This is a genomic window from Brevundimonas sp. Br13 (assembly GCF_055391505.1).
Map to the genome: position 1 here is coordinate 2,186,031 of NZ_AP044008.1, position 25,693 is coordinate 2,211,723.

The window sequence follows — 25,693 nt, forward strand, 5'->3', positions numbered from 1 at the left end:
AGCCTTGCAAACTCAGTCTCAGCGTTACGGAACAAGAGTCTCAGGCTTACGGCGCCAATCCTGCGGAAATGCTGAAATCTCAGGATTAGCGAAACTCAAAGCAACACCGACCAACTTGGGCTTTCTTCCGAGACCACACAGTCTCGGAGCGTGTTGCGAAAATAGGCGGCTGAATTATTGGAATTAATCTCGCAATTTTAGGGTCAAGCCCGTTGCACTCATTATCCGAGGCCCTGTTGCGAGGCCGCCGCCGCTTGGGTGGCTGCTAAGCGGGAAAGTTCCAGAAATTCGAGACGTAGAAAGCTTGTGGATAAACGCCAGGGGCGAAGCGAGGCGTCCGCTTCTGACTCGGAGCGGCAGTTCCGTGAGTCTGCTTTGGGTGACTGAGACGCAATAGTCTCGAGTGCTAGGACGAAGCGGCAAGGCGGCGAAGATTGTCCCTCAATTGTCCCCGCACATCCTCGACGGGCCGACGCCAGATTTTTGCGAGACCAGTAATAGCCAAGCTGGCATCCCAAGGCATGAGACGTTCGCCATCGACCATAGCAAAGGGGCCATCCGTCTCAGTCAAAACTCGATCGACCGGCATGGCGGCGACCAACTTTTGTCCCCGCTCCGACGCCAGCATTGCTGGCCCGACGCTAAACCAAGCTCGCGAGGTTACTGCCCGTCTGAGTTCGGTCCCGCTTCCGGAAAACCAATGAAACACTGGCGAACCAGACTTTGGATGGGCCTCCAGTGCATCAAGAACGGCCGTCGCGGCTCGACGGCTGTGGAGCGATAAGATGCGGCCTCCAGCGCGCTCACAGTTCCGCAGGAGTTCGCCAAAGACTGCCTTCTGTTCGGTCCAAAACGGCCGACATTCCGGCGAGCCGTCCAAACCAACCTCTCCAACATAGGCAGTGCGGGGGAGTAGGTCGGCAAACAATCCCGTTTCTCCGCAGCGAATGTGCGCCAACTGCGGGTGCAGGCCCAAACCGGTTCGGATACGTGATTTTCCCTTGGCCAAGGCCTCGGTGCCTTCGAACGCCGAAGGTGTGGTGGTCACCGACAGGACGTAGAGACCATCGGCCTCGCAACGTTCAGCCACCGCCGCCGGATCGGGGTAGAGATCCAGATGGCAGTGCAGATCGATCACTTCACACCATAGGCCCCATGTAGGGCGCGGAACTCTGAAAGTCCGCGCTCTAACATTCCGCGCGTTGCCTCGCGATCAAGAAATGGAGAACTAAGAGCGTGGCCGATCCAGGTATCGACGCCGCTCGCCTTTGCCAAGGCCAAAGCCATGGCGACGGCTCGCACGTCATCGAACATCGCGTGGTCGGCGTCATCCTTGGCAAGGTTGTCATAGATGTAGGTGGTGTCGTCCTGGCGTCCCCACCGGATGAAAGCCGCTCGCCGAACCTGGCAGGGGACGCAGCGCCCGCAATGCCGATAGCCGAAACGCTGAAAACGCCCGCAGCTGGTGGATCCTGCGGCAAGCGAAGCCAGACGAACCTGATCACGGCAATGGAGCATCATCTCGCCCTTGGTCAGACCGACGTAGGGATTGGTGAGTTTGACGCCCAGTCCCGCAGCATCGAGGACAGACTGTAGCCGCCCCAGATACTCGGGGTGGGCGGTTCGCGTGCTCAGGCTCCCCAATCGGATGCCCGTCAGTGGTGCGTTGAGCGCAATGAAGCCGTTCTCGCAAACAAACAACGGAACCGTTCCACCGGCTTGCACAGGCGCGAGGGAAGTCGCTGTCGCGACCGCGAAGGCGATGAAGGCGATGGAGCGGGCGCGCTGGGAGTCCTCGGTCGCCTCCGGAATCTGCACATTCGGATTGACCTGGATGTGCCTCAGTCCCAGCAAACTGGCGAAGACCCTCTGCTTCGCGCCGTCTCCCCGGACGGTCTGACTCACCGCAAGGGGATTCCAGCCCACGGCCTTCAGATCGATGGCACCGATCAAGCTGTCCAGTCCGCCCGAAAGTAGCATTACACTGTCATTCGCCGGCCTGAACGGCTTGGGCAGCTTCGCTGGCGCGAACCCGCCCGCAGCGAACCGCAGCGTCCAGACGTCGCTCGTCAGGAACGCTAGGGCGCGCTGGAGTTCGGGAGCTTGGGTCTGCCAGAAAGCGGGGTCCGATACGGCGATGTCCAGTTCGATTTCCCGCGTCCATCCATCGGGGCTGCGATCCCGCACCACGTTGAAATCAGCGGCCACGACCGACAACGCGATGGCCAGAAAATCCCATCCGCGCTGCGAGGGTTGTAGCTTCTGCCGCCGGAACATTCCGGCCGCCGCCTCGCCGGCGCTCGATCGGCCCGGAGACCCGGGTTGCCCAAACAAGGTGACACGCATCGCCCCGTCAGGCGCACCGACCACGTCGAAGCCGGCAGGTCCGCAGATCAGCCTCATTCGCCATATCCCTCAAAGACGACGAAGGTCTCGCGTAGCGCAGCGCGCACGATCTGGGAGACCCGGCCGGTCGTTAGCGATTGCCCGGCCTGCTGCAGTTTACGGAAGGATGAGGCGACGGTTTCGCGGATGTAGTCGCGGACCTCCTTCAGGCGGGCCAGGGCCGTGGTGGCGGACGGAGCGCTATCGCGAAGCGCTTTGCCAACATCCAGATCGAACCGGCGAAACACGTCGCTGGCGGTAAACCGCTCCACCGCAAACGCCCGTTCCTCCGGGGAGAGATTCACCAGGTCCGCGTTGGGATGGGTGGTCAGCAGCTCGCTCAACGCATCGCGGATAGAGGCGCGTTCCGCCTCGGCGTCCTGGGTCCCGTCGACCGGCCGCACGGCCTCGACAAGAGCGTCCATGACCTCACCCGCGTCCTTGCCCGCGAGGCTTGCGGCATCTACGCCCGAAATCGGCGGCCCGCCCGCGGCGAGACCGCCCAGTGCGCTCGCCAGCGCCCCCGCGGTGGCGGCGGTGCCGCCCATGCGGCGTGTCGCCGTGCCTGAACCGCCGTAGCCCGTTCTGGCATACTGACCCAGACTACGCTGCAGGGCGCGTTGGTCCCCTGTCCGGGCGAATTCGCCGATGTTCCGGCGTACGCCCAGGAAACGACCTGGCGGCGCCAGCGGCGCCGGTTGAGGGGCGGGAGCAGGGGCGGGAGCGGCCTCCGGCGGCGCGTCCGGCGCGTCCGGCGCGTCTGGATTGGCGCCGTCTCCATCGGGTTGGGGATCCGGCCCGCCCGGCGGCGGCGCAGGTGTCCAGGGCGGGACCATGGGAACGCCGCCGCCCGGCCCCCCGCTCGACTGGGACGTTCCCATCAGCCTCCCCTTTTCACTTTGATCGCCGCCTTGACCGGCGGCGAGACCGCGGCCGTCAGCCAGTAGTCCATCAGAGCGCTCGCCCAAGGCTGTTCGCCGATCTTGGGAATGATGTTGGCGCGAATCTGGGCCGGCGGTCGTTCGCGCAGAAACGCTGCGATCCGGGCTCCTTGTGCAGGATCCACATTCGAGAGGGTTAGACAGGCCTCAAGAATATCCGGCACGCCCCATTCCTGCTCCTGTCGCGCCTTCGCGAGCAGGCGGTCCATCATGACCGCGGTTTCGACCCGCGGCACTGCCACCAGACGATCCTTCAGCAACGACGCCATGTCCGGATGTTCGAGCAAGGCCAGGAGCAGTTCCGCCGCTTCCGACGACAGGCGATCTTCCGGCGTGATGAGCGGTGCGTGCTCCCGGCTCACATACAGGGCGCCGCGCAAATCCAGGTCGGCCAACTGCGGGGCCAGCAACAGCCATTCCTTCACAAAGGCACTGTCCCACGGGGCCTCGAGCGCCAAGTCCGCGCCGGCGTTCGCCTTGGCCTCCCACTCCGCCAGGAAGGCGGGTTTGCCGGTATCGCTGCCCGTCACGGCGCCGACGAGCGCGGCATAGGCGGTCGGGTCGCCCAACCGCTCGAACAGCAGCAGTTTGACGAGAACGGCTTCATCGACACCGACCCCCTGAGCCCGCGAAATCGTCATGCGGATGGCGAGCGCGTTGAGAAAGCGCTTGATCAGTCGCGGATTGCCCGAGATGCCGGCCGCCGACGTCATCAGCGGCGCGAGGCGTTCGGCCGTATCGAAACGCGCAAGGAGCGCATCGGGCAGGTCCACGCCGAGCGACTGCACGAAGGCGCGATCAACCCGCTTGCCTTGCCAGGTCTTCTGGAGCTGGCCGGCGATGCCGTCGCGGATTCGTTCCCGGTCGGTCGTCCCGAGACTGCTCTCATCGACGTAGAGCATCATCATATAGGCCCGCACTTCCTGGGTGCCCAAAGGCGGAACCCGGATGGGGACCTGGATAAGCTTGTCGAAATAGCTGGTGATTAGGGCTTCGTCGGGCACCCCCTCGAAATGCTTGCGGACGGCGTGTTTGATCATGTCCGTGTCGGCGGCGACCACGAAGGCGGTGTTGCGCAAGAAGAGAAACAGCCGGATGGCCTCCAGCGTGGAGATGGTCGTTTCGGGCAGACAGCGATCGAGGTCGTCGATCAGCACAACCAGCGTCACGCCCAACGCCTCCAGCGTCTCCTCGAAGTCGTCCCGGAGCGCCTGGATTTCCTTGGGGGGCGACGAGTCCGCCACCGGATGGAGCAGCCCCTCGGACGCCCTCGCGACCTCACCCGCCTTGGTCTGCCCGTCTTCCAGTAGCTTTTGATCGACCCCGCCGGTCAGCGCCCGGACGCCGAGATTGTAGATTTCACCGACCAGGCCGATGGGCGGCCCGCCCAACGCGAGGGAAATCGCCGTGCCGCCCGTCAACTTCGCCAACCGAAGCCACCGCACGCGTTTCAGAAGGGCCGCAGCCTTGTCCAGGCCCGTGGCCCGAGCCTTGGCCTCGTCCTCCAGCTTGGACGCGATCACGTCCATCAGCGCCGCACGGGCGTCGTCATAACCCTGATAGAGCCAGGCGTTGAATTCCACGAAGACGAAGGGGCGGTCGCCCGGCGAGGCGATCCGCTGCGTCAGGGCCGCCTGGGTCAACTTGATCATCGACGATTTGCCGACGCCCCATGCTCCCGACACGCCGATGGAAACCGGCCGCCCTTTTGCTTGGGCAATGATCTCACCAACGGTCTGGGCTACGCCTGAGAAATTCAAAAAATCTCGGTCGGTCTCATTATCTGGCCACATCTTCACGCTCGCGAATCAGAGACAAGTCACGACCATAGCGCGTAGCGGCTAAGTTGAAACATGCAGAGAAAACATCGTTCTCTCGCCGTTAATTTCTGTCGGTTGACTGCCGAGGCGACCCATTTTCGAAATGGCGTCGCAGGGCCGCCGCAGTCTGGGCCGTGCGCGACTATTTCAAGGGCGGGCGGTACAAGGTGAAGGAGTTTCTGGCTGTCGGCGCGAGAGACGGCGAAGACGATCGGACGGTGCGTAGGCGTACAATGTCCGCTCATGGCGCATTGCTTTCTATCAGCTCAGTCGAGAAGGGGGCTCTGCACCCCACCGGCGATCTTGGGTGAGGTCAGATTTGTTCTCGGTTGCGCCTTTCGATCTCACAGATACTTCGTGATCTCGCGAAACTCTCCGACAGCCTGACGCGCCTCCGCCCGGTCGCCTTCGGCCGCGTGCGCCAGGCAATGGTCGATGTGATCGTGGATTAACGTCTTCTTCGCGGCGGCGACAGCTTTTTCGATCGCATGCAGTTGCTGGGCGAGGTCGAGGCACGACCGCTCGGCCTCGATCATGCCGATGACCGTGCGAAGGTGCCCTTCGGCCCGCTTGAGCCGCTTGATGATGTCGGGGTGCGAGGCGTGGGATACGTGTGCCATGGAATTTGACCTATCCCCCCGGAGAGGATAAGGCAAGATGAAATTCCAGTCCGTGGGGCGCGCGGATCAGACCCGACGAAGGGAAACGACGTGCGCCGAGATGAGGAGAAGCGAACCTAGAACCGTGCTCCCCACTGTCCAGCCGTGCCCCATGAGTTCGGTGGCGCCGAACACCAGAAGCGAAACCCCGAAGACGGCGACCGTCTTGATCGCGGTCGCGATGTCTGGCCGGCGCAGGATCGATCCGTAGGCGAAGGCGGCCGCCACCAGAGCGAAGACGCCGTGCAGCCATTCGGTCGTCGCCAGGCCGACCAGCGGCAGCACGCTGACCAGCACGGGAGCCGTCAGACAGTGCAGCAGGCACATCACGGACAGACCGGCGCCCAGGACGTCTCCAGACCTGCGAGGCGTAAAGGCTTCCGACAACGACATACTCCGATGTTACCCTGTAACGTTTATCTCCGTAAGTCAGGCATTGAAAGATGTTCTCTCCGCTTCGTAACGCCGCATATCGTCATCTCTTCATCGCCCAGGTTTCGGCCCTGCTCGGAACGGGGATGGCGACGGTAGCGCTGGGGCTGCTCGCTCATGACCTCGCCGGCGCCAATGCGGGCGAGATCCTCGGGGCGGCCCTGGCCATCAAGATGATCGCCTATATCGGCGTCGCGCCCTTCGCGAGCGCCTTGGCGGCGAAGCTGCCGCGCAAGACTCTGCTGGTCGGCCTCGATCTCGTTCGCGCGGGCGTGGCCGTCGTCCTGCCGTTCGTGGGCGAGGCGTGGCAGGTCTACGCCCTGATGACGGTGCTGTATGTCGCGTCGGCCGCCTTCACGCCGGCCTTCCAGGCGATGATCCCGGACATCCTGTCGGACGAGGCCGAATACACCAAGGCGCTGTCGCTCTCGCGCCTCGCCGCCGATCTGGAAAGCGTCGCCAGTCCCATCGTCGCCGCCCTGCTGCTGGCGGTCATCAGCTACAACAACCTCTTCGTCGGCACGGCACTGGGCTTTGTCCTGTCCGCAGGTTTCGTCGTGACGGCGATCCTGCCGCGTCCGTCGGACACTCGGCCCCTGCCTTTCCTGCGTCGTCTGACCGGAGGTGTGCGTCTGTTCGCCTTCACGCCCCGACTGCGCGGCTTGTTGGCGATCAGCCTGGCGACGGCCGCCGGCGGCGCCATGGTGTTCGTCAATACGGTTGTTCTGGTGCAGTCCAACTTCGGTCTGTCGCAACAAGCCACGGCCTGGGCGCTGGCGGCCTTCGGCGGGGGGTCGATGACGGCCGCCGTCGTGCTGCCTCGTCTGCTGCACAGCGTGACCGATCGGACGGCCATGGTCCTGGGGGCGGGACTAATGACGGCGGTTCTGGCGGCGGGCGCCATCGTCGCCGACACCTATCCGATCCTGATCGGCCTGTGGATCGCGATGGGGTTCGGCTACTCTCTGACCATCACGCCGGCGGGGCGGGCCTTGCGCCGGTCGGCGGCGCCCGAGGATCGGCCGGCCCTGTTCGCGGCCCAGTTCGCCCTGTCCCATGCCTGCTGGCTGGTCGCCTATCCCGTCGCGGGCCTGGTTTCGGCCGAAGCCGATCCGAGGACGGCCTTCATGGTCCTGGCCGGGCTGTGCGGTCTGGGCGTCGTGGTCGCCCTGTCCATCTGGCCCGCGCACGATCCGCTGAACCTGCTGCACAGCCACGATAACCTGGCGGCCGACGATCCACATCTGAAGGAAGGCATGACGCCGGATGGAGCGGGCGCGGCGCACGCTCACCCTGTGGTCATCGACGATCGGCACAGACGCTGGCCGAAATCTTAGGCGTTGGCGGAGCGCAAGCAGGAACGCTCCGCCAACCCAGCGACCCGCCCTCAAGGGCGGGCCGCACAAGCCGGTGTCAGACCACCCGCTTGATCTCGGTATAGGCGCCCTGGGTGCGCAGGGTGATGGTCACCGGCTCACCCGTGCGGTTGCGCCAGAACCAGCCGTGACTGCCCGTGAAGGCCGCCGTCAGTTCGCCGGACTGTTGCTGCGCCGACCCCTTGCCGTAGCCGTGGTAGGACAGGCCCGGCCGGTCGGCATGGGTGTCGAAGTTGATCTTGCCCCCGCTGCTGAGCCAGGTGAACCGCGCCTTGGCGCCTTCGGCCATCACCAGCTTGATCTCGGCGCCCTGATCGGGAGCGAGCGTGATCACGGTCTCATCGTTTCGCACTTCGGCGGCAGGCGTCGAGGCGGCCTGCGCAGGTGCAGCTTGGATGGGCGCAACGGGAGCCGCCCCCCCTGCAGAAGGCGTCGCGACGTCGAGCGGCGGGGCCTCCGACAGGCCGGACGCAGCGGCCGCGTCTGCAGCGGCGTCGGCCTCCGCCTCGGCGGCGAGTTGCACCTTGATACGGCCCATTTCGGTCAGGCCGAACACCGAGCCGATCCGGGTCGGATCGACGCCGTACTCGCTGGGCAGCACCACGGTCACGAGAAGGACCGAAGCGACGGCTGCGGCGATACCGGTGGACTTGAGAAGCTGACCCGTGGTCGGCAGGTCGGAACGGGCGGGACGGTTTGCGTTGTACATGGAGGTGTCTCCGATCACATGACGAAGAAGCCGACGAGCTGATAGCCCATCAGGATGAAGCCGCAGGTCATTAGGACGACCTGGGTGAGGTAGCCGTGTTTCCAGAAGCTGTTCGACTGACGCCAGAAGCCCATCAGGATCAGGATGCCGCCCAGAGCGAGAAGTTGGCCGATCTCGACGCCGATGTTGAAGGCGATCAGGTTCGGGATCAGACCGTCAGGTGACAGGTTGAAGTCCTGCAGCTTGGTGGCGAGGCCGAAGCCGTGGAACAGACCGAAGATCAGGGTCGCGCCCTTGGTCGACGGCTGGAGCCCGAACCACCTCTGGAAGGCGCCCATGTTGTCGAGCGCCTTGTAGACGACCGACAGGCCGATGATGGCGTCGACCAGATAGCTGGAGACGCTGATGTCGGTCAGCACGCCCAGCAGCAGGGTCGAGGAGTGGCCGATCGCGAACAGCGTCACATAGATGCTGATGTCCTTCATCCGGTAGAGGAAGAAGATCACGCCGAACAGGAACAACAGGTGGTCGTAACCGGTGACCATGTGCTTGGCGCCCAGATAGACGAAGGGCCAGAACAGGAAGCCGGAAGTCTCCTGGATATAGCCCTTGTCGCCCTCGGCGACGCCGTGGGCGAAGGCGCTGGTCATCGCGCCTTCGATGAAGAGGAAGAGAATCACCATGACCGCAAAGGTCCATGGAGATCGAAGCAAACGACCCAAGGAGGACGTCATTTTAGACCTTTCGATTGGGGGGAGGGAGAAGCGTCGTCCCAAGAGGAAGACGCCAGGAAGGGCCCGCCTGACCCAAAGTCTGGCGGGACGTTCCCAGAAACGGTGCAGGACAAAGGCGGCGACCAGGGTGATCGCCAGAAGCACGCCGGCCTCCCACCAGGGCAGAAGGTAGCGGCTGTCCCCACCCCGGATCATCGCCATGGCGTTCTTCCAGACGATGAGCAGGGGCAGATGCACGAGGTAGAGGGCGTAGGAGGCTTCGCCTGCCTCCAACGCCAGGGGATGCGCCGCCCACTCGTCCGAGTCGGTCTTGGCCAGCAAGGCGAGCGACAGCACGACGAAGCCGCAGACGAGGACCGTTAACCGTTCGTCCGCAGACGACTGCATAAGAACCAGCAATGCGGTCAGGGCGCCGGCCGCGATCAACCGGGCGGTCGTCTCGGACGGTTTGAACCGACATCCAACCTGATAAAGGCCGATGCCGAACAGGAACTCAGGTGCGATCCTGAGCACGCCGAGAACCAGTTCGGCATGGGTCAGAACCTCACCGAACCGCGCCCTGTAGAAGGCGTCCGACCCCAGGAAGAGCGCCACCGCCAAGGTCAAGGTGACCCAGGCGTTGCGGCGCGCCTTCAGGCCGATCCAGGCGAAGACCGGAAAGGCCAGATAGGCCGCCCATTCGGCGGAAAGCGACCAGGACGGTCCGTTCCATTCGTTGGGCGCCTTCGCCACGAACCAAGCGTGGGTCAACAACATCGCCGAGCCGAACCCCGACAGGGAATAGCTGTCGGAATCGAAGGGTTGCCCCAAGAGGACGGCGATGGAGGCGACGGCCGCCATCACCATCATCATGGCGAAATGGGCCGGATAGATCCGCGCCAGCCGGGCGATCAGGAACCGCCCATGGCTGTAGCGGCCCTCGCGCACCTGGCGCCCATAGACGTGCGCCAGGACAAAGCCCGAAAGTATGAAGAAGAAATCGACAGCCAGACGGGCACGCTCGATCAGGGCGACGCCGGTTCCACCCTGGGGCACCATGTTGAGTTGGTAGTGGAACAGGACGACGCCGAGCGCGAGCCAAAATCGGATGCTGGTCAGGGCCGGCATCCGATCGGGGAAGGCATGCGCCGACGCGGCGGGAGAAGCCGCGTCGGCGCCGCCCGCGCTCTTCGGGAAAAGAGCGCGGGTCATCAGCCGTTCCGACGCCCTATGTGGAACGGCAGACGATCCATCCAGGTCGTGCGCGGACGATCGCTCGTTCCGTCACGACCGTGAACCAGGCTGTAGAGGGCCGGCAGGACCAGCAGGGTCAGCACTGTCGAGGAGACGATGCCGCCGATGACCACGGTGGCCAGCGGACGCTGGACTTCCGCGCCTGCGCCGACATTGATCGCCATCGGCACGAAGCCCAGGCTGGCGACCAGGGCGGTCATCAGAACCGGCCGAAGCCGGGTCAGGGCGCCGTCGCGGATCGCTTCTCCGACCGGCTTGCCCTCCTGGATCAGCGACCGGATGAAGGTCACCATCACAACCCCGTTCAGCACGGCCACGCCCGATAGAGCGATGAAGCCGACGCCGGCCGAGATCGACAGGGGCAGACCGCGCAGGGCCAGAGCCGCCACTCCGCCGGTCAGCGCCAGGGGTACGCCGGAGAAGACAATGGCGCTGTCCTTCCAGGAGCGGAACAGTGCGAACAACAGGCCGAAGATCAGCAACAGCACCGCAGGAACGACCAGTTGCAGCCGTTTGGCGGCTGAGATCAGCTGTTCGAAGGTGCCGCCGTAGGTGACCCAGTAGCCGGCGGGCAGTTCGACCTCGCTTTCGATCCGCTCCTGGGCCTCTCCGATGAAGGAACCTAGGTCGCGGTTACGGACGTTGGCGGTGACGACGATGCGTCGCTTCCCGTCCTCGCGGCTGATCTGGTTGGGTCCCGTTTCAAGCCCGATCGTGGCGATCTCGCTGAGCGGCACGAAGCCGCGCGGCTGACCGTCGATCGCCGGCACCGGCACCTGGATGCGGCCGATGGCGTCGGTGTCCGAGCGAAGGTCCTCGGGCATTCGCACGACGATGTCGAAACGTCGGTCGCCCTCGAAGATCTGTCCGGCCGTCGTCCCGCCCATGGAGGTGGCGATGACGGACTGAACATCGTCGATGCTCAGGCCCAGGCGGGCGATGGCGGAGCGGTCAGGCGTGATCTGCAGCATGGGCAGGCCGGTGACCTGCTCGGACTGCGGGTCGGCCGCGCCGGGAATGGCGCCGACGATCTCCTCGATCTGCGAGCCGAGTTGCACCAGCTGATCCAGATCATCGCCGTGAACCTTGATGGCCACGTCGGCGCGGACGCCGCTGAGCAGTTCGTTGAACCGCATCTGGATCGGCTGGGTGAACTCGTACTTGCTGCCGGGGATTTCGTTGACCGCCTCCTCCATCTCGCGAACGAGCTGGAGCTTGGGCTTTCTCGAATCCGGCCAGTCCTTGCGATCCTTCAGTAGGATGAAGGTGTCCGCAACCGAGGGCGGGACGGGATCGGTCGCCACTTCGGCGGTGCCGATCTTGGCGACGACACGCTCCACTTCCGGGAACTTCGCCAGACGCGCCTCGACCGCTGTCTGCATCTGGATGGCCTGGCTCAGGCTGGTTCCGGGGATGCGCAGGGCGTGCATGGCGATGTCGCCTTCGTCGAGGTTCGGCACGAATTCCGAACCCATCCGAGAAGCGATCAGGCCCGAGATCGCCACCAGGGCGACGGCGGCGCCGACCATCAGGACGCGCGCCTTCAGCGCGAAGTCGAGGGCCGGCTGATAGCCGGTCCGCGCCCAGCGCATCAGGAAGCTGTCCTTCTCCTGAACCTTGCCGGTGACGAACATCGCCACGGCCGCCGGCACGAAGGTCAGCGACAGGACCAGGGCGCCGGTCAGGGCGATGACCACGGTGATGGCCATCGGGTGGAAGGTTTTGCCCTCCACGCCGTCCAGCGCGAAGATCGGCACATAGACCAGGGTGATGATCAGCACGCCGAACAGGGACGGTCGGATCACCTCGCTGGAGGCCGAGGCCGCGAGGCTGAACCGTTCCTCGCGGGTCAGCAGACCGCCTTTGTGGTGCTGGGCTTCGGCGAAGCGACGCAGACAGTTCTCGACGATGATGACGGCGCCGTCGACGATCAGACCGAAGTCCAGGGCGCCCAGGCTCATCAGATTGCCGGAGACCCCGGCCTGAACCATGCCGGTGATGGTCATCAACATGGTGATCGGGATGACCGCCGCCGTGATCAGGGCCGCCCGGATGTTGCCGAGCAGCAGGAACAGGACGACGATGACCAGAAGGGCCCCTTCGACCAGGTTCTTCTCGACCGTCTTGATGGCCCGCTCGACCAGGTCGGTGCGGTCATAGACGGGCGAGGCGACCACGCCCTTGGGCAGGGCCTTGGCGGCTTCCTCCAGCCGCGCCGCAGCCGCCTGGGCGACCACGCGGCTGTTCTCTCCGGCCAGCATCAGGACGGTGGCCAGCACTGTCTCCTTGCCGTTCTCGGTCGCAGCCCCGGTGCGAAGTTCCTCGCCCAGACCGACGTCCGCGACTTCCGCCACCCGAATCGGAACCCCGCCGCGCGTCGCGATGACGATGTTGGACAGGTCTTCCTGGGTGGAGGCCTGGCCCGGCACGCGGATCAGCCATTGCTCGCCGAAACGCTCGACATAGCCGGCGCCGACATTGGCGTTGTTGCGCTCCAGCGCTTCGACCACCTCGCCCATGGTCACGCCGAAGGCCGAGAGCCGTTCGGGGTAGGGGGTGACGTGGTACTCGCGCACGAAGCCCCCGATGGTGTTGACCTCGGTGACGCCGGGCGTGTTGCGCATCTGCGGACGGATGACCCAGTCCTGCAGGGTGCGCAGGTCCTCGGGCGTATAGGCCGTGCCGTCCGACTTGCGGGCGTTGGGCTCGGCCTCGATCGTGTACATGAAGATCTCGCCCAGCCCCGTGGCGATAGGGCCGAGTTCCGGCGACAGACCCGGCGGCAACTGACCGAGCGCGCTCTGCAGCCGCTCGTTGACCAGTTGGCGCGCCCGGTAGATGTCCGTGCCGTCCTCGAAGACGACCGTGACCTGGCTCAGGCCGTAGCGCGAGACGGATCGGGTATAGCTGAGGCCGGGAACGCCTGCGATGGCGGTCTCGACTGGGAAGGTGATGCGTTGTTCGGCTTCGAGCGGCGAATAGCCGGGCGCCTCCGTGTTGATCTGAATCTGAACGTTGGTGATGTCGGGCGTGGCGTCGATAGGCAGCTTCTGGAAACTCCAGACGCCGACCGCCGCCGCGACCAGGACGAGCGCCATGACGACCCAGCGGAACCGGATCGATAGCGCGATGATGCGTTCAAGCATGATGCGCGCGCCCCTTAGTGGTCGTGGCTCGCGCCGGACTTGTCGATGTCCGCGCGAATGAGGAAAGCGCCGTCAACGACATAGGTCGTGCCGGGCTCAATGCCGCCGAGAACCTCGGTCCACTCGTCGGTGCGACGACCCAGATCGAGCATCCGCACCTCGTAGGTGTCGCCTACCTTGGCGTAGACGACGGTGAAGTCGCGGAACGGCTGCAGAGCCTTGGTCCTGACCGCCAGCGGGACTTCGCCCGTGCCGACCTGGACTACGCCCGATACGCCCAGACCCGGCCGCCAGGCGCCCGACTGGGCCGGCAGATGGACATGGGCCACCATCGTCTGGCTCATCACGTCCGCCGACGGCAGGATGGCCTCGATCGTCGCCATGGTCCGGCTATCGCCGGCCAGGCTCTTGACCTCGACACGCTGGCCGACACGGACCCGTTCGGCGTCACGCGGATAGAGGAAATACTCCGCGTGCAGTTGAGACGGGTCGCCGATCTCCAGCATGGGCTGGCCGCCGCCGGTGATCTGGCCGGGGTTGGCGTTCTTGACCGTGATCACGCCCGAGATCGGCGCCGTGACCGTATAGGTCTGCAGGCTTTCGCTGGACTCGACGCGCGCCAGGACCTGGCCGCGCCGGACCGACTGACCCAGTTCCACGTTCATGGAGACGATCCGGCCCGGATAACGGGCGTGGACCTCGGCCTTGCCTTCAGGCTTGATCTCGACCCGGCCGTTGAGCGGCAAGGTCTCCCCCAGCACCGCCGGTCCGACCCGTTCTGTCGTCACGCCGCCGGCCTGGGCCGCCTGCGCGGTGATCGTGGTCCGTCCTTCATAGGATTGATAGGTCCAGTTAGACCGATTGCCGGCGCGAACCGCATTGACCGAGACGTCGAACGAGTGAGGCTCGAACACGACGCCGGGGCTGGCCAGATAGTCGTTCTCTGGCGTGAAGACGAACCGATCCACTTTCGGTCCCAGGCGGCTCAGGGCCATAGTGACCTGGACCTGACGCGGATCGAGCGGCTTGTCGTTCTGGTAGGGATAGAGGCGGAAGAGCGGTTCGGGACCTTCTTCGTAGATAGTCACTTCGAGAGCGAAATCGCCGTCGCGCAGCAGACGACCGTTGTGCGGGCCGCGCTCGTAGTCGGCGGCCGCAGCCGCCGCCTCCTCGGCGGTCGGTTCCGCCTTTTCCGCGCCGCCGCCGCAGGACGCCAGCGCCAGTGCGAGGACGGTCACGGCCGCGCCATAGGCGAGCCTGGGGGTTCGGATGCTGTTCATGGTTGGGTCTCCAGGCCGATCAGGCCAGCGTGCGCGCCGGTCAGCCGGTCGAGGCGGGCGCGGTCGTTGTGGAAGGCCTGCAGCACGGCCACGCGTCGGGCGCGGGCCTGCAGAAGGGCCGTATGGGCGGACATGACGTCGTTGTAGGTGAAGCCCCCTCGGGCGAAGCCTTCGCGGACCAGGGTCACCGCCCGTTCCGCCTGGGGCAGGGTTTCTTCGGATATCCGCCGCGCTTCGTTGGCCTGGGTCAGAAGCAGGACCTGCAGCCGAGCGATCTCGCGATCCAGTTCGATCCGGCGCGCGTTCATGTCCGCCTGGGCGGCGACGCCTTCGGCGCGTGCGCGATCGATTGCGCCCTGGTTCTTGTCGTAACGCTGCAGGGGAATGCTGCCCCCGAACACCAGAGAGACGTCGTTGTCCCACATGTGCCGCACGCCGACGCTGACGGTCGGGTCGGCCACGGCGCGCGCCTCTTCGACGCGAACCTGGGCTTCGGCGATGGCCCGACGCGCCTGGAAGACCTCTAGGTCGGCCGGCGAAACCTCGCCCGCCGCGATCCGCGAAGCGCTGGTGTCCTCGAAGGCGGCGCGGCCGACCGAGAAATCGGCGACGCCGTCCCAGAACTTCGCCAGCACGATGCGGGCGAGGCGGGCCGCGACCTCGGCCTGATCGAATTCGATCTGGGCCTGGGCCAGTTCCGCCTCGGCGCGAGCGCCGGCGAACAGAGGATCGCGGGCGGCGTTGACGCGCCGCTGCACCTCGGCCTGGAAACGTTCGGCCAGATCCAGCCGTTCGCGGGCGATCTCCACCTGGGCGGCGGCGGCTAGGGCGTCGGTCCAGGCGCGTTGGACCAGTTCCAGCCTGTCGAGCTGGGCCACCCGCGCCTCGGCGACGACCAGCAGGCCTTCGCTGCGCGCCAGGGTGGAACGCGCGGGTCGATCGCCGCCGCGTTCCAGCCTCTGATCATAGGTCAGGGTGGTCTGGGTCAGGTCGATGAAGGAACCGGCGCCGAAGGTCGGCAGATTCTCGACCATCAGGCCAAGGGTGGGGTTGGGGCGCACGCCGGCTTGGCGAACCCCAGCCTCGACGGCGCGAAGACGCGCTTCGAGACCGGCGCGGGCCGGGTCGGCGGCGATCGCGCGGCGCAAGGCCGCATCGAGATCCATAAGGGGCGCCGCCGATGAGGCAGGCGCAGCGGGCGACTGCGCGAGCGCAGCCGAAGGCGGCAACAAGGTCGCGGCCGTGACGAGCACCAGGGCGGACACAGCCGCGCCTCGGCCTCGCCATCCGGCGGGGCCGGACTGAGGACGTATCAAGGAATTTCTCCGACAGGACGCGCGCAGCCGAACGGCCGCGCAGGATCAGCTTTTCAGGCGATCAGGCGTTCTGTTTCGGAGGTTGGTGCGGGGCGTCGACCAGGGCGCCCGGCGGCACGGAATCGGGCGCTGGCCCGAGACGCGCGACATGGATTATGGAACCGCCGATCGACGGCAGGTCGGCGCCGATGACCAGATGCTGGTCGGCTCCACCGTGGTGGTGGTGCGGTTTGATTGGCTTCTCGCCGATATCGCTATCGGCGACGTCGAAGGCGGTATCGCCCGGCAGGGCGTCGATAGCCCGGCGATCATGGTCATGATCGTCGGCGGCGATTTCGACATAGGTGACGCCGGGGAACTGCACCGCATGTTCGATCTTGTGCTCGGCGCTGATCGCGCCAAAGCCCTGCAGCGCGACCATGAGGGTCACGGCTAGGCCGACGCAGAACTGGCGAGCAAGGTGCGACAATGAAATACCCCGAAGCCTCCGCTTACGCTGAACGCGGAGTTTCAGCAATGGGGCGCTCCTGAGGCAGATTGTCCCTGACGAGCCTTGGGTGATGACGATGCATTGGGCACGTCTTTACGCAACGCGGTTAGTTTTGCCTCTCGAACAGGGAGAGCCGTGATGAGAGTGATGTCCGGTAGTTCACCCCAACTGGCAGGCGGTGTTCTGATCGGGAGCTCCGTGCTCTCAGCGGTGATATTCATCCTCTGGGGCGTGAGCATCGGCCGTCCGATGTGGAGGCTGTCGAAATGTCGGCTCTCGCTGTGGTCCCCATCGCGCTCGGCGCGGCGATCTATCGCTCTAGGCTTCGCAAGGCCTAATCCGAAATCCGTCCGATCCTGCCGAGCGTCTCTGGATCGCCACCGTGAACTCGTAGCCCCCCAGGGTTTCGGTTCGGGTGCGTCTGGTTGGTTGGGTTAATCAGAAAGGTCTGGAAGTAGTCTGTTATTGGCTCCGTCCCGGCTGCTTTCGTCAAGAAGACGTGAAGACGGCGCGGGCGTATGATGCCGACGCGTAGGCCTATGATCGGCGTCTCCTTTCGCCAATGAGTCTTTGCCGCTGCTTCTCGGAAAGGGACATCGTTCCCCGCAGTTCCAATGTCCCAAGCCCGAAAACAGGAATGCTTAGAGAGCGTTTCACCTCGCCGTCGGTGGAAAGCAACCATGGATTATCGCGAGCCAAGCGTCGCAACGCCCATAATGGCAACCAGATTTGCATGATCTACGCCTGTAGTTCTACGAAAACGAAATTCGCCATCGAAACCGGCCCTGATTTACACCGCTAACTGCTACCCAATGCGCCGCGCACCCTCATTTCGTTTAGTGCCTATGATGGTGCAGGTGACGATTTCCCGGGGGCGCGTCTCCTGTTTTCGATCATCATCACTTTCATCGCGAATTGTCGTGCGGTTGCAGAAATCTCGTGGCCGTTCAGACTTCCGGAACTCGCCGCAAGACGTGCAAGCGATATGAAGGCCACATCCATTATTTGCCTAACGCTGAGATGGTCGCCTGCCAGATGACGAAGCAGGGCATACTGGAAACCGGCGATCTCGAAATACATACCGAAAACCCTACCTCGACCAGGCTCGGTGCGAAGATAACCGAGGGGGAGGGGAGGCGGCTCTGAAGGAAGGGCTACGTTCAGGAGGTTGTAGATGACAACAGGCAACTGCTGGCCTGCTCCCGACGCGAGCATGTGAAGTTCGGAGAGCAGTTTGTCGGGTAGAGGTACTGATAGTGTGGCGATCACGGCGGGGATGGCGCGCCATTCAGATGAGGGGGCCTGTAGCCCCAACGCGACCCGATCCGACAGCAGGTCGGTGATCACGGCGTCAAGAGGTGCTCGCAAATCTTCCGCCGCCCGGCGAAGGTCGTCATAAATGGCGCCGGAGAGGTGGATGTCGATCATCGCGCGATCGTCAAGTGAAGAGGTATGAGAAGCTGACGCCATGAGGTGCTACTTAACGGCTGTCGACGTAAAGTCATCACCCATCGACTCTCAACGCCATGTCGGTCGGAAGGGGAAATGCGCTACGCGCCATAGTGGCGGCGAACGTGAGGCGTATTCGACACGAACGTCGGCTTAGCCAAGAGGACCTCGGCGCGGCCTCCGAACTGCATCGCACCTATGTTGGCTCTGTGGAGCGATCAGAGCGCAACTTGTCCATCGACAGCATTGCGTCGTTAGCGGCGGGGCTGGGTGTCGAGGCTTGGTTGCTTTTGCGGCCGGTAGCAGATTCAGACACGGAACGTAGCTGAGTAACCGTCGCAGAGGGAATCGCGCCCAAGGCGTTCAACTCCTTGAAGGCGGCTGAGTAGGTTGGAAAATGCTCCTGCCAAGCAGTGGCGCCTCCGATCCGCCCGATGGCAAGCAGCGATGCTCTCATCCCAGCTACAAGTAATTTGTTTTGCCGTTCGAGTGTGCGTACGCGCGCTTCCGCTACCTGCAACCTTGTAGCGACGCTCACAGGTCCAGATTTGGTGAGTTTCGAAGCGTGCGCTCTCACCGCTGATTGCTTAGCTCGAGCTTCCGCTACCAGCTGTGCCATAGCAGGTCGCCGGGACAGCGAGGACGCGAAGGGGAAGAGGTGAGGGACCTTCCGCGAGACGGCGTTGAGCGAAATTGACTCGTCGCCTTCGATCATCGCATCAAGAATATTGCGCAAGTCAGTTTCGGTCGGGGATTTTTTGCGGGTCATCGCGGCGGCAAGTAGCGGCTTCCGCCTGCTGGGAAAACAGGTTCGTTCGGAGCCGTAGCTAAAGCTGCTTCCACACCAGAGAGGCGCGTCATTGCATGCTCCAGGTGGGCATCGAAATGTGGGGCCTTGCTGGGGGTGGCTCGAAGTTGGCTGATATGAAGTTCAAAACGTCCCTTCAATTTCTGAAGGTGCGCTTGCTCTGCTGGTGAAGATGTTCGAACAAGCTGAGAGCAATTGTTGAAACACTCCAGATGTTTCAAACACGGACTGGCCGCGAAGCTGTTGAGGCAAAAACCGTAAGGGGTGGAATGTAACGCGCCCGCTTCAGCATTGAGATAACGAAAGGCGATCTCGTCACCCTGCTCCATTTGGATTGTCAAAAATTTCTGAACAATTGGGCCTCGAACGCCCTTCGCTCTTATGAGATCAAAAGCTTGACGCGCCTTTGGACCCAGCAATTCGTCTGCGAGGGCCATCTGCTGAGGCTCCATCTCCTCAAGGCGTTCAGATGTTGACCTATGATCGTAATGATAGCTTTGGGCAACTGATGTTCGATTGAATCGCTTGGTTATGATGGTGTCGGCCACTCCCATCCTGAACAGTTCGTTGGTTTGTAAGTGGCGCAGCGAGTGCGGATTGGCTGACAGCTTCTTAGCATCGTCATCATTTCCATACTTTCGGAACATTAGTCCGGCGTTCTTTCCGCCAAGCTGAAGCTCGAGATCGACGCGATCTGCTCGTTTAACCGAGAAATAGTTGTAAGTATCTACTATCGATCCATGTTTCTCTTCGGCAATAACTTTTCCTGGTATTAAAAATAGGAAATCATAATCGTGCAGAGAACGACCTCCTGTCTGTACGGTTCTCGTATCGGGAAGTTTAAGTTGGAGATGCTGTTTGGCTAGCTGCTCCATGTCTCCAGCTCGCACGTATATGCCGGATCCATCGTTCCGCTCCCAGTTAGCAAAGCTGAAAATCTCGCCATCAGCCCTCCTGAGAACCGGCCGCATAGATGCGCTTTCCATGCGCCGGAAGTACTCGCGCACCTGCTTGTGGGGCCCGACGCTCACGACCTTCCAGTCTTGATGAGCGCGCATTTCCGCGAGCAGCGTCGGATCGTATGTACTCCGATACGCCGCTTGGAGCTCGCTGGGGATCGGCTCCCGCGAAATCTGCATCATCCCCGACATACGACGATAAGCATGCGCCCACGGCACAAGGTCGTCATCTTGAAGGCCAACGAAAAGCCGTTTCTCCGCATGTTGGCGCTTGAGCATCTGCCTCTGTGGCGCTGTTACTTTGAGAACTGCCGTCACGGCTTCTCGAACGATAGGAGCGAGCAGATTTGGAACATGGTGGGTCGCCTCAACGAACTCCTGCCCTGGCCCGTCTTGATGCTGTTTCTCCGCGAAGTGCGTTAGGCTGGTGATGGGCTCTGGTGGTCCGAACCTGCGGCCAGGCATGATGCCGTCATCCCTGACGATGAGCGTTTCTGCGGGAAGATTCACCATTTCACCTAGCCGGAACCCAGTGGCCGCAAGGATGCGTGCCTGATGGAAGCGGATGAAGTCGGACGTGGTGCGAGGGCTCTCGTTAAAGATGATGCGAACCAACTCAACCATCGCCTCCGGCCGAGGCAGCTTCTCTTCGTAATGCCGCCTGCTAAGGTCTGATCGAAGACTATCTGGGCGCTTCGCATCCAATTGGCGCCGTAGGGTCGTCGTCAGCTTGTCTGCTTGGGAATGAGACTGTGCATTGTCTGGGAAAGGCGCGCAGTAGGGCGCTAGGGGCCGGAAGTCGGCGAGCTGGAAAGTGTCGAACCAAGAGACGATGAGCCCCTTCAGCAGACGTGCCCATTGACCTGAATCACTGGCCCCCAAGGCAACGTTAAAGCTCAACTGAACGCGATCAGGTGTGAGCTGTGAGGGAGCGGACGCTCCGACACATCCTGCGAGTAGGCGATAGGGATTTCCGAGATTGGACAATCCATTACGAGGTTTGTTCCGCTTCACGAACAGATCGTGTAGGAGGATTGCCTTATACAACTCGATCCATTCAGCGCCCATGACGGGAGGCATCGAGCTGCCATCAAGACGTTCGAGCATATTCGCGCCTGACGCCAGCGTCGCAAACGTGGTCATCTGCGCTGCTTGGCCAGCTCCGTGCCCGGCCGCTGCCGACAAATCCCACCGCGCCAGTCGCGGTATTTTTCCGGTCGAGAGGTCGTAAGGTACGTTCCAACTGAGGCCCCGATCGTCCGCGATCTGCCGCGCCCGTTCGATAAAACTACTGATCTCAGATGTCATTTGCCCTGTCTGTCGCCGCCGCGGCAACCTCCGCAATAGCCTCAAGTGTGGTCCGAAGCTGCATCATGGCGGGACTGACGCGAACAAGTTTCTCAGGCTGATCAAAGTCCAATACGACCTGCCTTAACTCGTCGAGCAACGCATTGTGGACGCCGGGTTCGCTGACGGGGAGAAACTTGTGACAGGTGTAGCAAGCGAGGACGGGGTTCCGTTGGCACGAAGACTGTCCTGACTGACACGCTCCAATGCCGGTGACCGGAATACCGTGGGGCATCCCAGCGATCTGCCGATCCCCCGGTTCCCGCAGAAGCTGTGCGGCAGTGATCATGTCGCCTCGAGCTGCCGCAGCGACGCCCTGGTAAGTAGGGGAGTAGCCTAGCGCCATATTGATTTGTGCAGCTTGTCGAGTAGATGCGGAGAAATACACCTGAGCCGCCGTTGTATCTGAGTGCCCTAAGAAATCGCTTAGGCTCTCATTTGAGATACCGGCATCGGCTAAACGCTGCGCGCTAGTGTGCCGAAGCGCCCCATTGGCATATGCGACCCCAGTAATATTCTCCAACGCGTCTCGTACCAATTTGCTCAACTCGTCAGGACGAAGCGCAAAGTACTTTTGGTGGATCGGCCTAATCTCAGACCAACGCCGAAATATTGGAATCCATCCAGGATTTATCTTCCGCGTCACGATCCGTCGGACTTTGATATGGCGTTGCTTCAACAGTTCCACTTTCATGTGCAACACATCGGCGTCGTGAAAAGTGAAGTCCGTCGGCTCGAGTGATGCCAGTTGTTGTCGCCGCAATCCAAATTGGAAACCGAGAGCTATCACAGCAGCAATCTGCAGTTCTTTGCGGCCTACCTCCATGGATCTCCGGGCGGTGACATCTAGAAAATCGACCACACGGCTCTGAGCCGATGCGGACAAAAAACTCGTTCCGTTTCGGACGCCAGCGTACTTGTCTAACGCATGCCCTGGAAGCGCTCTGACAATCTGACTGTCGCTCTCACGCCAAAGGCCAATCTCCCACCTACAAGCGAACTGTGCAGCCGACCTGACAGCAATGGCATGGTGGCGGGAAAGCATGTCGCGAAACTCGTCGATCCAGCGCCTCTGGAACTCGATCGCTGTACTCTGTCCAATCGCAATGATGATTGGAATCAGTAAGCTTTTCTGGTGGAGCGCCTGATAAACGTGCGCGAAGTTCACCACGGTAGTCACCGATCCGAGTAGCTTCTCGCCGAGGTGAGCCCGCAAAAAATGATCAACCCACGGATCGCCAAAACTCAACGATAAGCTAGCTACGCCTCCGTTATTATGCAGGCGCCACTCACCCACGCCAGGCTGATGCAACGTAACATCGCATCGTCTGAACTGATCTCTATATCGGATCAGCGATGGCAAGGCAGGAAGTGAGGGTAGGGGGGCGGCTGGTTCCTCGTGATGGAACAGATCGTACTGATCCATTAGCAACCTATCCCTTCGCGAAGGGCGGCCAACGCATCGTCGAACGTTTCGTCCCACAAATTCGCATAGCGCGGCTCGAAGAATTTCCGCGCGTAGTGGAACGGCATTTCTGATCCAGGCGCCCAACCCATGAAAGGCCGGATTCTACGGCTCATCTCCTCGTGATCCATCCCGCTTGAGGAGAACCGCTGATACCTAACAACGCTGGCTGTATGACGAAGACTGTGCGGCGAAATCTGATTACCTGCGCGCGCTGCAAGACTTTCGTGCGCCGAGGGACTGAGGTTGCGCTTGATGACCTGGAATATCTCTTCAACAGACTGTTCTGAGAGTGGCAACCGCTGAGCGGATGAGAAAAGGAATTCGTGATCCGGATCTCCACGATATTGGGAAATGTAAACGTCAAGTGCAGATACCAAAGTATGAGACAAAGGCAATTCTCGTACTGCCCATGCATTCTTCAGCCTTGGCGGGCTTGCCCGACTGTCTTCGCAAGCAGGTTGATTTATATCGAGCCAGTGAACTTGTTTTCCCAAACGAAAGTCGAACTCGGAATGGATGCTGTCCGGCGTCAAAAGAAGCATTTCTCCACGCCGGAGACCTAGCTGAAAAAGCAGCAGGACCATCGTGTAATTTCGCCACCGAGCTATCGTCGTTCTGAAAGGATTCCGACGGCTCGTGGGGTCGACAAGCTCGAACATGTCTTCGAGAACGTCCGCCGGCAACGACCTAGCTGTCTGGCTGATCGGCTTCGTAGGTGCTGCACTTCGTATTTGAGAATATGATCTTTGGAGCGTTTTGAGCTGCCGTGACAGTTCAGGCACCTGACCGCCGTTAACCATCTCGAGTATGCCGAACACAAACCGCTTCTGAAGAGCCCACCTCTTGTCTGCCGCTTGGCGTGTCTGATGGCCTAATAGCGCCGAGGAGAGAACTGCTCTTAAGGCCCCCAGATCCGTCTCTATGAGGGCCTTATCAAGGTCCACCGGCGGCTGCATGGCTTCGGCATCGCAATAGAGACCCGAGATTGCGCGCGCATACTTCTCACGCGTCGCAATTGCGGCATGCGCATTTAGGAAGTCGAGCCAAATGGTGGCGGCGTACCGAGGAAAGCCCAATGCGTCGACGCATGCAGGACCGCTTAGCGATGGAGGTAACAAACTCATTCGTGGGCAGCTGATAAGTGCGTAACTAACGGAAGCTACAGCAGCTTTAGTTCAGTGCGATCAAGCCTAATATGGGTCGAGGCGGCCCGCCCAAACCCACGTCGCTGCGCCATTTGGATAGCTGCGCGTCGTGGGTTTGCGCTACAGCTGCAACAGAAATGAGATTGGTCGGCCTTCGCATAATATATCTTAGGCGAAAATGACACTCGACCAAAGTCGCCCTGACGCTTGTCTCAGCCCTGCGTCACTCTCTCGGCCAATCGCGCACTTGCGGCGTGAAAACGGTCGGAAAGACCAGACAGCTGGGAGGCTACGCTATGACGGACAGCGCCATCGGTGCGCCGGTCGATGAGTATGTGGTGGGTAAGAACGACAAGCTGGTGATTCTGGCGTCGTCGGTCGGCACCGTTATCGAATGGTATGATTTCTATCTGTACGGGTCGCTGGCCGCGATCATCACCGTGCAGTTCTTCTCGGGCGTCAATGAGACGACCGGCTACATCTTCGCCCTGATGGCCTTCGCCGCCGGATTTGCGGTTCGACCGTTCGGGGCCGTGGTCTTCGGGCGTCTGGGCGACCTGTGGGGTCGCAAGAACACCTTCCTGGTGACCATGCTCCTGATGGGGCTTTCCACCTTCGTCGTGGGTCTGTTGCCCCCCTATGCGGCCATCGGCATCGCCGCGCCGATCATTCTGGTGCTGATGCGGCTGATCCAGGGTCTGGCCCTGGGCGGCGAATACGGCGGCGCCGCCACCTATGTCGCCGAGCACGCGCCACATGGTAAACGCGGCTTCTACACCTCCTTCATCCAGATCACCGCCACGGCCGGCCTGGTGCTGAGCCTGGTCGTCATTCTGGGCGTCCGTGTCTCGGTCGGCGAGGAGGCCTTTGCGGAATGGGGCTGGCGGATCCCCTTCCTGGTCTCGATCCTGCTGCTGGGCGTGTCGCTATGGATTCGTCTGAAGCTGTCCGAAAGCCCGTCCTTCAAACGGATGAAGGCCGAGGGCAAGGGGTCCAAGACCCCGCTGAAGGACTCCTTCGGCAAGTGGCCGAACCTGAAGCTGGTGCTGATCGCCCTGCTAGGCCTCACCGCCGGCCAGGCCGTGATCTGGTACACGGGTCAGTTCTACGCCCTGTTCTTTCTGGAACGGGTGATGAAGCTGGACGCCACCCTCGTCTATGTGATGCTGACCATCGCCCTGGTCGCGGCCTCGCCCTTCTTCATCTTCTGGGGCTGGCTGTCGGACAAGGTCGGACGCAAGCCGGTCATCCTGGCCGGCTGCCTGATCGCCGCCCTCACCTATTTCCCCCTGTTCAACGCCCTGACCCAGGCCGCCAATCCGCGCCTGGCCGCCGCGGCCGCCTCGGCGCCGGTCGTGGTCTATGCCGATCCGGCGGACTGCAACGTCCAGTTCGATCCGATCGGCAAGACGGTGTTCAACCACTCCTGCGACCTAGCCAAATCCTATCTGGCCAAGGCCGGGGTGACCTACACCAATGTCGAGGCGCCCGCAGGCACGGTGGCTCAGGTACGGATCGGCGACCAGGCCGTCGTCCAGAGCTTCCGCGGAGACGCCATGGCACCTGCCGATTTCGCGGCGGAGAAAAAGGCCTGGGACAAGCAGTTGGGCGAGGCCCTTACGGCCGCCGGCTATCCTGCCAAGGCGGACAGCGATCTGGTCAACAAGCCGATGGTGGTGCTGATCCTGTTCATCCTCGGCTTCTATGTGACCATGGTCTACGGACCGATCGCTGCGGCCCTGGTCGAGATGTTCCCGACCAATATCCGCTACACCTCCATGTCCCTGCCCTATCACATCGGCAACGGCTGGTTCGGCGGCTTCCTGCCGACCACGGCCTTCGCCATCGTGGCGGCGACCGGCAACATCTATTCCGGCCTCTGGTACCCGATCATCGTGGCGCTGGGGACGGTCGTGCTGGGCTTCCTTCTGGTCAAGGAAGGAAAGGATGTCGATCTAAACGCCTGAATTCTTGCAATCAGGCGTGGATGAGGGGC

General features: G+C 62.5%; 19 protein-coding genes. 3 read left to right on the plus strand and 16 right to left on the minus strand.

The features are described 5' to 3' along the window. Positions 1–406: 406 nt before the first annotated feature. The 6 genes from qatD to ACZ5M6_RS10815 all read right to left on the minus strand — a co-directional run bounded on the left by qatD (position 407) and on the right by ACZ5M6_RS10815 (position 6,192). Positions 407–1,138: a Qat anti-phage system TatD family nuclease QatD gene (gene qatD, locus ACZ5M6_RS10790; protein WP_125901858.1), complete on the minus strand. Its 732-nt coding sequence runs from the start codon at positions 1,136–1,138 to the stop codon at positions 407–409. Continuing rightward, on the minus strand, positions 1,135–2,403 hold the full coding sequence (gene qatC, locus ACZ5M6_RS10795) for a Qat anti-phage system QueC-like protein QatC (RefSeq protein ID WP_125901857.1): 1,269 nt from the start codon (positions 2,401–2,403) through the stop codon (positions 1,135–1,137). The genes qatD and qatC overlap by 4 nt, the downstream gene beginning before the upstream one ends. Beyond that, positions 2,400–3,266, minus strand: coding sequence for a Qat anti-phage system associated protein QatB (gene qatB / locus ACZ5M6_RS10800; RefSeq protein WP_125901856.1), 867 nt, complete (start codon positions 3,264–3,266; stop codon positions 2,400–2,402). Before qatB ends, qatC begins: the two co-directional genes overlap by 4 nt. After that, on the minus strand, positions 3,266–5,119 hold the full coding sequence (locus tag ACZ5M6_RS10805) for a KAP family P-loop NTPase fold protein (RefSeq protein WP_161639405.1): 1,854 nt from the start codon (positions 5,117–5,119) through the stop codon (positions 3,266–3,268). Before ACZ5M6_RS10805 ends, qatB begins: the two co-directional genes overlap by 1 nt. A gap of 371 nt (positions 5,120–5,490) precedes the next feature. Next, positions 5,491–5,766, minus strand: coding sequence for a metal-sensing transcriptional repressor (locus ACZ5M6_RS10810; protein ID WP_125901854.1), 276 nt, complete (start codon positions 5,764–5,766; stop codon positions 5,491–5,493). A 66-nt stretch (positions 5,767–5,832) separates the two neighbouring features. After that, complete coding sequence (locus tag ACZ5M6_RS10815) at positions 5,833–6,192, minus strand: MerC domain-containing protein (RefSeq protein ID WP_464158563.1); 360 nt, start codon at positions 6,190–6,192, stop codon at positions 5,833–5,835. Between the two features lie 56 nt (positions 6,193–6,248). Between ACZ5M6_RS10815 and ACZ5M6_RS10820 the strand changes: the two genes are divergently transcribed. Further along, positions 6,249–7,574 carry an MFS transporter gene (locus ACZ5M6_RS10820; RefSeq protein ID WP_464158564.1) on the plus strand — a complete coding sequence of 442 codons (1,326 nt, stop codon included), beginning with the start codon at positions 6,249–6,251 and terminating at the stop codon, positions 7,572–7,574. A 76-nt stretch (positions 7,575–7,650) separates the two neighbouring features. On the opposite strand, the gene ACZ5M6_RS10825 is transcribed toward ACZ5M6_RS10820, so the two are convergent. The 7 genes from ACZ5M6_RS10825 to ACZ5M6_RS10855 form a co-directional block, all read right to left on the minus strand. After that, on the minus strand, positions 7,651–8,322 hold the full coding sequence (locus ACZ5M6_RS10825; protein ID WP_161639109.1) for a transmembrane anchor protein: 672 nt from the start codon (positions 8,320–8,322) through the stop codon (positions 7,651–7,653). A gap of 14 nt (positions 8,323–8,336) precedes the next feature. After that, a complete protein-coding gene (locus ACZ5M6_RS10830) occupies positions 8,337–10,247 on the minus strand; it encodes a HupE/UreJ family protein (protein WP_464158566.1) in 1,911 nt (636 codons plus the stop codon). Then, positions 10,247–13,435, minus strand: a complete 3,189-nt coding sequence (locus tag ACZ5M6_RS10835) for an efflux RND transporter permease subunit (protein WP_161639110.1) — start codon at positions 13,433–13,435, stop codon at positions 10,247–10,249. The genes ACZ5M6_RS10830 and ACZ5M6_RS10835 overlap by 1 nt, the downstream gene beginning before the upstream one ends. 14 nt (positions 13,436–13,449) lie before the next feature. After that, positions 13,450–14,715 carry an efflux RND transporter periplasmic adaptor subunit gene (locus tag ACZ5M6_RS10840; RefSeq protein ID WP_125901848.1) on the minus strand — a complete coding sequence of 422 codons (1,266 nt, stop codon included), beginning with the start codon at positions 14,713–14,715 and terminating at the stop codon, positions 13,450–13,452. After that, the gene (locus ACZ5M6_RS10845; protein ID WP_243637691.1) at positions 14,712–15,980 is read right to left on the minus strand and encodes a TolC family protein; all 1,269 of its coding nucleotides are present in this window, start codon (positions 15,978–15,980) and stop codon (positions 14,712–14,714) included. Before ACZ5M6_RS10845 ends, ACZ5M6_RS10840 begins: the two co-directional genes overlap by 4 nt. 112 nt (positions 15,981–16,092) lie before the next feature. After that, positions 16,093–16,548, minus strand: a complete 456-nt coding sequence (locus ACZ5M6_RS10850) for a hypothetical protein (protein WP_464158568.1) — start codon at positions 16,546–16,548, stop codon at positions 16,093–16,095. Between the two features lie 816 nt (positions 16,549–17,364). Continuing rightward, positions 17,365–17,949 (minus strand): hypothetical protein, encoded by a 585-nt coding sequence (locus ACZ5M6_RS10855; RefSeq protein WP_161639112.1) that lies wholly within the window; start codon positions 17,947–17,949, stop codon positions 17,365–17,367. A 98-nt stretch (positions 17,950–18,047) separates the two neighbouring features. On the opposite strand from ACZ5M6_RS10855, the gene ACZ5M6_RS10860 reads away from it, so the two are divergent. Then, positions 18,048–18,299 (plus strand): helix-turn-helix domain-containing protein, encoded by a 252-nt coding sequence (locus ACZ5M6_RS10860; RefSeq protein WP_161639113.1) that lies wholly within the window; start codon positions 18,048–18,050, stop codon positions 18,297–18,299. A 436-nt stretch (positions 18,300–18,735) separates the two neighbouring features. Here the strand turns inward: ACZ5M6_RS10860 and ACZ5M6_RS10865 are convergent, their stop codons facing one another. The 3 genes from ACZ5M6_RS10865 to ACZ5M6_RS10875 are packed head-to-tail and all read right to left on the minus strand — an operon-like array spanning position 18,736 to position 23,676. After that, positions 18,736–21,045: a hypothetical protein gene (locus ACZ5M6_RS10865; RefSeq protein WP_161639114.1), complete on the minus strand. Its 2,310-nt coding sequence runs from the start codon at positions 21,043–21,045 to the stop codon at positions 18,736–18,738. Further along, positions 21,035–22,510 (minus strand): site-specific integrase, encoded by a 1,476-nt coding sequence (locus tag ACZ5M6_RS10870; RefSeq protein ID WP_161639115.1) that lies wholly within the window; start codon positions 22,508–22,510, stop codon positions 21,035–21,037. Before ACZ5M6_RS10870 ends, ACZ5M6_RS10865 begins: the two co-directional genes overlap by 11 nt. After that, entirely contained in the window at positions 22,510–23,676 is a 1,167-nt protein-coding gene (locus ACZ5M6_RS10875; protein ID WP_464158570.1) for a tyrosine-type recombinase/integrase, read from the minus strand. The genes ACZ5M6_RS10870 and ACZ5M6_RS10875 overlap by 1 nt, the downstream gene beginning before the upstream one ends. A gap of 317 nt (positions 23,677–23,993) precedes the next feature. On the opposite strand from ACZ5M6_RS10875, the gene ACZ5M6_RS10880 reads away from it, so the two are divergent. After that, positions 23,994–25,664, plus strand: a complete 1,671-nt coding sequence (locus ACZ5M6_RS10880) for an MFS transporter (RefSeq protein ID WP_054765775.1) — start codon at positions 23,994–23,996, stop codon at positions 25,662–25,664. Positions 25,665–25,693: the final 29 nt, after the last annotated feature.